Annotated in this window: 9 protein-coding genes; all 9 read left to right on the top strand. The window is 68.8% G+C overall.

Translation table 11 applies throughout. The features are described 5' to 3' along the window. A partial coding sequence (locus AAG801_RS38135; RefSeq protein WP_341893096.1) for an aconitase family protein occupies positions 1–142 on the top strand: 142 nt, incomplete at its 5' end. A gap of 29 nt (positions 143–171) precedes the next feature. After that, positions 172–300: an entericidin A/B family lipoprotein gene (locus AAG801_RS38130; RefSeq protein ID WP_341893095.1), complete on the top strand. Its 129-nt coding sequence runs from the start codon at positions 172–174 to the stop codon at positions 298–300. Positions 301–309: 9 nt separating this feature from the next. Beyond that, complete coding sequence (leuD, locus tag AAG801_RS38125; RefSeq protein WP_341893094.1) at positions 310–954, top strand: 3-isopropylmalate dehydratase small subunit; 645 nt, start codon at positions 310–312, stop codon at positions 952–954. 14 nt (positions 955–968) lie between these two features. Continuing rightward, complete coding sequence (gene leuB / locus AAG801_RS38120) at positions 969–2,069, top strand: 3-isopropylmalate dehydrogenase (protein WP_341893093.1); 1,101 nt, start codon at positions 969–971, stop codon at positions 2,067–2,069. A gap of 90 nt (positions 2,070–2,159) precedes the next feature. Further along, the gene (asd, locus tag AAG801_RS38115) at positions 2,160–3,287 is read left to right on the top strand and encodes an aspartate-semialdehyde dehydrogenase (RefSeq protein ID WP_341893092.1); all 1,128 of its coding nucleotides are present in this window, start codon (positions 2,160–2,162) and stop codon (positions 3,285–3,287) included. A gap of 276 nt (positions 3,288–3,563) precedes the next feature. Then, positions 3,564–6,170 (top strand): FimV/HubP family polar landmark protein, encoded by a 2,607-nt coding sequence (locus tag AAG801_RS38110; protein ID WP_341893091.1) that lies wholly within the window; start codon positions 3,564–3,566, stop codon positions 6,168–6,170. A gap of 46 nt (positions 6,171–6,216) precedes the next feature. Further along, positions 6,217–6,999 (top strand): tRNA pseudouridine(38-40) synthase TruA, encoded by a 783-nt coding sequence (gene truA, locus AAG801_RS38105; RefSeq protein WP_341893090.1) that lies wholly within the window; start codon positions 6,217–6,219, stop codon positions 6,997–6,999. Positions 7,000–7,015: 16 nt separating this feature from the next. Beyond that, entirely contained in the window at positions 7,016–7,663 is a 648-nt protein-coding gene (locus AAG801_RS38100) for a phosphoribosylanthranilate isomerase (RefSeq protein WP_341893089.1), read from the top strand. A 16-nt stretch (positions 7,664–7,679) separates the two neighbouring features. Beyond that, the coding region (locus AAG801_RS38095; RefSeq protein ID WP_341893088.1) for a pyridoxal-phosphate dependent enzyme at positions 7,680–8,212 on the top strand (533 nt) is incomplete at its 3' end.

Here is an 8,212-nt window from a genome sequence, read left to right as displayed (position 1 = left end):
GGGCGCGCGCTGCGCCTCCACCTCCAACCGCAACTTCGAAGGCCGCCAGGGGGCCGGTGGCCGCACCCACCTGGTCAGCCCGGCGATGGCCGCCGCGGCGGCCATCGAAGGCCATTTCGTCGACGTCCGTCGCATCGCCTGACTCACATCATCCAGACAAGGAGACCTGTCATGAAGCGCATCCTGTTCGCCTTCCTCGCCTCGCTCTACCTGCTGGCCGGCTGCAACACGCTCGAGGGCGTTGGCAAGGACATCCAGAAGGGCGGCGAGAAGATCGAAGAAGCCGCCAAGAAGAAGTAGAGCTCCAACATGCAAGCCTTCACCGTTCACAAGGGACTGGTCGCGCCGCTGGACCGAGAGAACGTCGACACCGACGCGATCATCCCCAAGCAGTTCCTCAAGTCGATCAAGCGCTCCGGCTTCGGCCCGAACCTGTTCGACGAGTGGCGCTACCTCGACCGCGGCGAGCCGGGCCAGGATCCGGCCACGCGCAAGTCCAACCCGGAGTTCGTGCTCAACCAGCCGCGCTACCAGGGTGCCTCGATCCTGCTGGCGCGCAAGAACTTCGGTTGCGGCTCCTCGCGCGAGCATGCGCCCTGGGCGCTGGACCAGTACGGTTTCCGCGCCATCATCGCGCCGAGCTACGCCGATATCTTCTTCAGCAACTGCTTCAAGAACGGCCTGCTGCCCATCGTGTTGCCCGAGGCGCAGGTGAGCATGCTGTTCGACGAGGTGGCCCCCTTCACCGGCTACCAGCTGACCGTCGACCTCGATCGCCAGTTGGTGATCAAGCCGGACGGCACAGGCCTGCCCTTCGAGGTGCAGCCGTTTCGCAAGTACTGCCTGCTCGGTGGCTTCGACGACATCGGCCTGACGCTGCGCCATGCCGACAAGATCCGCGCCTTCGAGAACGAGCGCCTGCTGAAGAAGCCCTGGCTCGCCCACACCCTCTGACCAAGGACATCCGCTTGAAGATCGCCATCCTGCCGGGCGACGGCATCGGCACCGAGATCGTCGCGCAGGCCCAGCGCGCGATGCAGTGCCTCGACCTGACCTTCGAGACCGAGACCGCGCCGGTCGGCGGCGCGGCCTACGAGTCGCACGGCCACCCGCTGCCCGACTCGACGCTCAAGCTCGCCAAGGACGCCGACGCCGTGCTGTTCGGCGCCGTCGGCGACTGGAAGTACGACAAGCTCGAGCGCGCGCTGCGCCCCGAGCAGGCCATCCTCGGTCTGCGCAAGAATCTCGGCCTGTTCGCCAACTTCCGCCCGGCGATCTGCTATGAGCAGCTCACCCACGCGTCGAGCCTGAAGCCCGAGCTGGTGGCGGGGCTGGACATCCTGATCATCCGCGAGCTGACCGGCGACATCTACTTCGGCCAGCCGCGCGGACGGCGCGAATCGCCCGACGGCGCCTTCAAGGGCGCACCGGAGGCCTTCGACACCATGCGCTACTCGCGCCCGGAGATCGAGCGCATCGCCCACGTCGCCTTCCAGGCGGCGCGCAAGCGCAGCAAGAAGGTGACCAGCGTCGACAAGGCCAACGTTCTGGAGACCTTCCAGTTTTGGAAGGACGTGGTCACCGAGGTGCATGCGCAGTACCCCGACGTCGAACTCGAGCACATGTACGTCGACAACGCGGCGATGCAGCTGGTCAAGGCGCCGAAGAAGTTCGATGTGCTGGTCACTGGCAACATGTTCGGCGACATCCTGTCCGACGAGGCGGCCATGCTCACGGGTTCGATCGGCATGCTGCCGTCGGCCTCGTTGAACGAAGCGGGCCGGGGCCTGTACGAGCCCAGCCACGGCAGCGCGCCCGACATTGCGGGCAAGGATCTCGCCAACCCGCTGGCTACAATCCTGTCCGTGGCCATGATGCTCCGCTTCTCCCTGAACCAGCCCGAGGCTGCCGATCGCATCGAGTCGGCGGTCCAGCACGTGCTCGCGTCGGGGCTGCGCACGGCAGACATCTGGTCCGAGGGCACCACCAAGGTCGGCACGCGCGCCATGGGCGACGCCGTGGTCGCCGCGCTCTCGGGCACGACCATCAAATCCATTACCAAGAGCTAGTCCGGCTCCGGTTCGTCTCGCCCTCATCCCCCGGCGACGCGACCCGGGGGAGACAAGAGTTTGCAGACACTTTCAGAAAGGGCGACGACGATGAGACTCACGGGATTGGTCGGATGGCGCGGCATGGTCGGCTCCGTGCTGATGGACCGCATGCAGGCCGAGGGCGACTTCGCCCACATCGAGCCGCTGTTCTTCAGCACCAGCAATGCCGGCGGCGCCGCCCCGGCGATGGCGAAGAACGAGAAGACGCTCAAGGACGCCTACGACATCGAGGCGCTCAAGCGCTGCGAGATCATCATCACCGCCCAGGGCGGCGACTACACGAGCGAGGTATTCCCGAAGCTGCGCGCGGCCGGCTGGAAGGGCCACTGGATCGATGCTGCCTCGACGCTGCGCATGAAGGACGACGCGGTCATCGTGCTCGACCCGGTCAACCTGCCGGTGATCAAGAACGCACTGGCTGGCGGGGGGCGCAACTGGATCGGCGGCAACTGCACCGTCAGCTGCATGCTGATGGGCGTGGGCGCGCTGTACAAGGCCGGGCTGGTCGAGTGGATGAGCACGATGACCTACCAGGCCGCATCGGGCGGTGGCGCACAGCACATGCGCGAACTGCTGACGCAGTTCGGCACGCTCAACGCCGAGGTCAAACCCCTTCTGGACGATCCGAAGAGCGCGATCCTAGAGATCGACCGCAAGATCGTCGGCAAGCAGCGTGCGCTGACCGAGGCCGAGACCGCCAACTTCGGCGTGCCGCTGGGCGGCTCGCTGATCCCCTGGATCGACAAGGATCTCGGCAACGGCGTCAGCCGCGAAGAGTGGAAGGGCGGCGCCGAGACCAACAAGATCCTCGGCCAGGGCGAGGGCTTCGGCAGCGCGGCGGTGCCGGTCGACGGCTTCTGCGTGCGGATCGGCGCGATGCGCTGCCACAGCCAGGCACTGATGTTCAAGCTCAAGAAGGACGTGCCTTTGGCCGATGTGGAGGCCATGATCGCTGCCGACAACGCCTGGGTGAAGGTGGTGCCCAACACCCGCGAGGCGACGGTGAAGGATCTGACGCCGGTGGCGGTGACCGGCACACTGACGATTCCCGTCGGCCGCATCCGCCAGCTGGCGATGGGGCCGCAGTACCTCGGTGCCTTCACGATCGGCGACCAGCTGCTGTGGGGCGCGGCCGAGCCGCTGCGCCGCATGCTGCGCATCCTGGTCGAGGCCTGAGTCGGTGCGCGCCATCGGTGGGCCGTTGGCGCGCTGCAACATTTGTCACGCGAAGGCGTGATGCGAGCGGCCTGGGACGAATATCAGCCAATGCATGAGCTTGTCTTCGTATCCTCTTGATGTTATTGTGATTTCCAGCTATTTGTGCGAGGTGCGGATGTCCTTCGCCGATAACCTGGTCGACAGCAGCGGGCCTACTTCACGCCCGGCACGGTCCTATTGGGAGACGCCTTGAAATCAAACTCGACCTTCTCAGGGCGCCTTGCCCTGACCGGTGTGGCTGCAGCCGCTCTGTGGCTGGCTGCATCGAACGCGTACGCGCTGGGTCTGGGCAGGCTTTCCGTGCAGTCGGCACTGGGTGAGGCGCTGCGGGCCGAGATCGATGTCACCAGCCTGACGCCGGAAGAGGCGGGCACCCTGCGTGTGCGCGTGGCGCCGCCCGAGGCGTACAAGGCCGCCGGGGTCGACTACAACGCCGTGCTGCCCGCCACCAACGTCGAACTGCAGCGCCGCGGCGACGGTCGCCCGTACCTGCGCGTGACCAGCGATCGCGCCGTGCAGGAGCCCTTCGTCGACGTCATCCTCGAGATCTCCTGGGCCAGCGGCCGCCTGGTGCGCGAGTACACGATGCTGTTCGACCCGCCGACGATGGCGCGTGCGCCGGCGCCGACCGCGCCGGCTGCCGCCCCGTCGATCGCTGCGGCGCCGCCGGCCGCTGCTCCGGCTCCGGCGACGGCCTCGCCCGTGCCGCGTGCGCGTCCTGCCGCCGAGCCGCGCCCTGCCACGGCCCCGGTCGCACCCGCCACGGCGGCCGCCCCGATCGGTCCGGACGAATACAAGGTCCGCCAGGGCGATACGCTGTCGCGCATCGCCGGCAAGACGCAGCGTGGCGGTGTGTCGCTCGACCAGATGCTGGTGTCGCTGTTCAAGGCCAATCCCGAAGCCTTCTCCGGCAACAACATGAACCGGCTGAAGTCCGGTGTGGTGCTGTCGGTGCCGAGCGCCGATGATGCCAAGGCGGTCACGCCCGCAGAGGCGCGCGAGCTCATCCAGGCGCAGAGCGCCGACTTCGGCGCCTATCGCCAGCGCCTTGCGGGCGCAGTTCCTGCCGCCAAGGATGCCGGGCCGGCGCGCCAGGCCACCGGCACGGTGCAGACCGAGGTCCAGGATCGCAAGCAGGCGGCCGCAACCACGCCCGACAAGCTCACGCTCAGCAAGGGCGCCGCCGGCAAGGCCAGCGCCGCCGAGGAACAGATCGCCAAGGGTGCCGAGAAGAAGGACGCAGCTACGCGCGTCGCCGAGCTCTCGAAGAACGTTGCCGAACTGAAGAAGCTTGGCGCCGAAGCGGCCAAGGCCACCGGCCCCGGCGCGGCAACTGCGCCGCCGGCGCCGTCCGCGCCGGCAGCAGTCTCGGTGCCGGTCAAGCCGCCGGTCGTGGCGGCCGCGTCGGTGCCCCTCGCCGTGCCGCCTGCGCCGGTCAAGGCCTCGGCTCCCACGGCAGCGCCCGCGCCGGTCGTTGCCGCCGCGTCCGTGCCGGCGGTAGCGGCTGCATCCGCACCGGCGATGGCTGCCTCGGCCTCCCTGCCGACGCTGGTGGCTGCACCGGCCGAGTCGGAAGCAGCCTCGGCGCCGGTGGTGGCCGCTGCTGCGGCGGCGTCCGTCGCCCCGCCGGCTGCGCCGCGCCCGGCCCCGCCGGCCGTGGGCCAGACCGAGGAGCCTGGCTTCCTTGCTTCTCTGCTCGACGACAACCCGCTCGCGCTGGCCCTCGGTGGCGGCCTGATCGCCGCGCTGGTCGGTTTCGGTGCCTACCGCTTCACCCGCCGCGCCAAGAAGGACAGCGGCGAGACCTCGTTCCTCGAAAGCCGCCTGCAGCCCGATTCGTTCTTCGGTGCCAGCGGCGGTCAGCGCATCGACACGCGCGACGCCGGCGGCAACTCGTCGTCGATGAGCTACTCGCTGAGCCAGCTCGATGCAATCGGCGACGTCGACCCGGTGGCCGAGGCCGACGTGTACCTCGCCTACGGCCGCGATCTGCAGGCCGAGGAGATCCTCAAGGAAGCGATGCGCGGCAATCCCGAGCGCATGGCGATCCGCACCAAGTTGCTCGAGGTCTATGCCAAGCGCCGCGACACCAAGGGCTTCGAACTGCTGGCCACGCAGCTGTACTCGCTGACCCAGGGGCAGGGCGAGGATTGGGCCAAGGCTCAGGAACTCGGCCAGCAGATCGATCCGGAGAACACGCTGTACCAGCCGGGCGGGGCGCCGGCTGGCGGGTCCGCCGCGGCCGGTCAGATGGTGGAGGCGCTCGGCGCCAGCACGATGCCGCAATCGGTGCTGCCGTCGCCCTCGCAGTTCAATGCGTCGATCATCGAGTCGTCCTCGCCGCCAGCGTCCGACGCCGGTGTCGATCTCGATCTCGACATCGGCAGCGACGCGCCGGGGCCGACCGAACCGGTGCCGCTGCAGAACACGCAGTCCTTCGCTGCGTCGCCTGTCGAGGCACCGTCGTTCGATCTCGATGCCGCCGACCTGACCCTGCCCGACTTCGGGGCGCCGCCTGCCCCGGCTGCGCCGGCGAACGCGCCGTCGGTCGAGTTCGATCTGGCCGGCATCTCTCTCGACCTCGACCTGCCGGCCGGCGGCAGCCCCGCGGCTGCGCCTTCTGGTCCGACCACGGTGCCTTCCGGCTTCGGCGAATCCGGCCTGTCCGGGTTCGACGAAGACGATGCGGGCGACCCGCTGTCGCGCAAGCTCGAGCTGGCCGAGGAGTTCCGCCAGATCGGCGACATGGAAGGCGCCCGCGACCTGCTGCAGGAAGTGGTGGCCAAGGCCTCGGGCTCGCTGAAGTCCAAGGCCCAGGGCATGCTCGAGCAGCTCGGCTGATGCCCGGGCGCTGCGGCGCCCTCCGCGTCGCCACGGCGAGCCGGTCATGAGGGTGGCCCTCGGCGTCAGTTACCGGGGCACCGGCTACCAGGGCTGGCAGAGCCAGCCCGGCGGCAACACGGTGCAGGACCGGCTCGAGCAGGCGCTCGCCAACTTCCTCGCAGCACCGGTGCGGGTGATGTGTGCAGGCCGCACCGACGCTGGCGTGCATGCACTCAACCAGGTCGTGCACCTCGACTGCGACGCCGAGCGCGAACCGTTCTCGTGGGTGCGCGGCACCAACCGCTTTCTGCCCGACGACATTGCGGTGCAGTGGTGCTGTGCCGTCGACGACCGCTTCCATGCCCGCAACAGCGCGCTCGGCCGGCGCTACGTCTACGTGTTGCGCGAATCGCCGGTGCGGCCCGCCCTGGAAGCCGGGCTGGTGGGATGGAGCTTCCGGCCGCTCGAGGCCGCGGCCATGCGCGCTGCGGCGCGACACCTGATCGGCGAGCACGACTTCTCGGCCTTCCGCTCGGCCGAATGCCAGGCAGCCTCGCCGGTGAAGATCCTGCGCCGCATCCACATCGAGCGGCGCGGCGCCTACTGGCGCTTCGAGTTCGACGCCAATGCCTTCCTGCACCACATGGTGCGCAACCTCATGGGCTGCCTGGTGGCGGTGGGCTCGGGCACGCGCGACGCCGACTGGCTGCAAGGCGTGCTGCGCTCGCGCGACCGCAGCCTCGCGGCGCCGACCTTCGCAGCCGGCGGGCTGTACTTCGTCGGGCCGTACTACGATGCGGCCCTCGCGCTGCCGGCCACCACGGCGGCGATGGACTGGCTGCCTTGAGGCTGTGAGACTGCCGATGAACCAGCGCACGCGCATCAAGATCTGTGGCCTCACGCGCGAGGCCGACGTCGACGCGGCTGTCGAAGCGGGGGCCGACGCGATCGGCTTCGTGCTTTATCCGAAGAGCCCGCGCCAGGTCAGCGTGGCCCGTGCCGCGGACCTGGCGCAGCGCCTGCCGCCCTTCGTGATGCCGGTGGCGCTGCTGGTCAACGCCAGCGACGGCGAGGTGGCCGACGCTGTCTCCGCGCTGCCCCAGGCGCTGCTGCAGTTCCATGGCGACGAGACCCCGGCTCGCTGCGACGCGACCGGCCGACCCTACCTGCGGGCCGCCCGGATGGCCGCCGGGTTCGATTTGGTAGACTTTGCGCAGCAGTTCTCGAACGCCCAGGCCATCCTGCTCGACGCCCACGTCGAGGGCTATGGCGGCGGCGGAAAGGTCTTCGATTGGTCTCTCATTCCCTCCAACGTGCCCCGTCCGGTCGTTTTGTCTGGTGGGTTGCATGCCGGAAATGTGATCGAAGGCATTCTTCAGGTGCGGCCCTGTGCCGTTGACGTGAGTTCCGGCGTGGAAGCAGCCAAGGGCATCAAGGATGCCGACCTGATCCGCCGGTTCTGCGAGGCGGTGCGCGAAGCCGATGCGCGCGCCGCCGACTCCGAGACCTGAACACCTTTCCACCACCATGTCGAACTACCAGCAACCCGATGCGCGGGGGCATTTCGGCGTCTACGGCGGCACCTTCGTCGCCGAGACCCTGATCCACGCGCTGGACGAACTCAAGGCCGCCTACGACGAGGCACGCGCCGATGCCGCCTTCATGGCCGAGTTCCGCTCCGAACTTGCCCACTTCGTCGGCCGGCCCAGCCCGGTCTACCACGCCGCGCGGCTGAGCCGTGAACTCGGCGGCGCGCAGATCTACCTCAAGCGCGAGGACCTGAACCACACCGGCGCGCACAAGGTCAACAACACCATCGGCCAGGCGATGCTGGCGCGGCGCATGGGCAAGCCGCGCGTGATCGCCGAGACCGGCGCCGGCCAGCACGGCGTCGCCACCGCGACGATCTGTGCACGCTACGGCATGGAGTGCGTGGTCTACATGGGCAGCGAGGACGTCAAGCGCCAGTCGCCCAACGTCTACCGCATGCATCTGCTCGGCGCGAGGGTCGTGCCGGTCGAATCGGGCTCGAAGACGCTGAAGGACGCGCTCAACGAGGC

It is taken from the genome of Variovorax sp. YR752 (assembly GCF_943372545.1).
The sequence above is the reverse complement of the archived record's forward strand: the minus strand, read 5'-3'. Positions and strand labels throughout refer to the sequence as shown.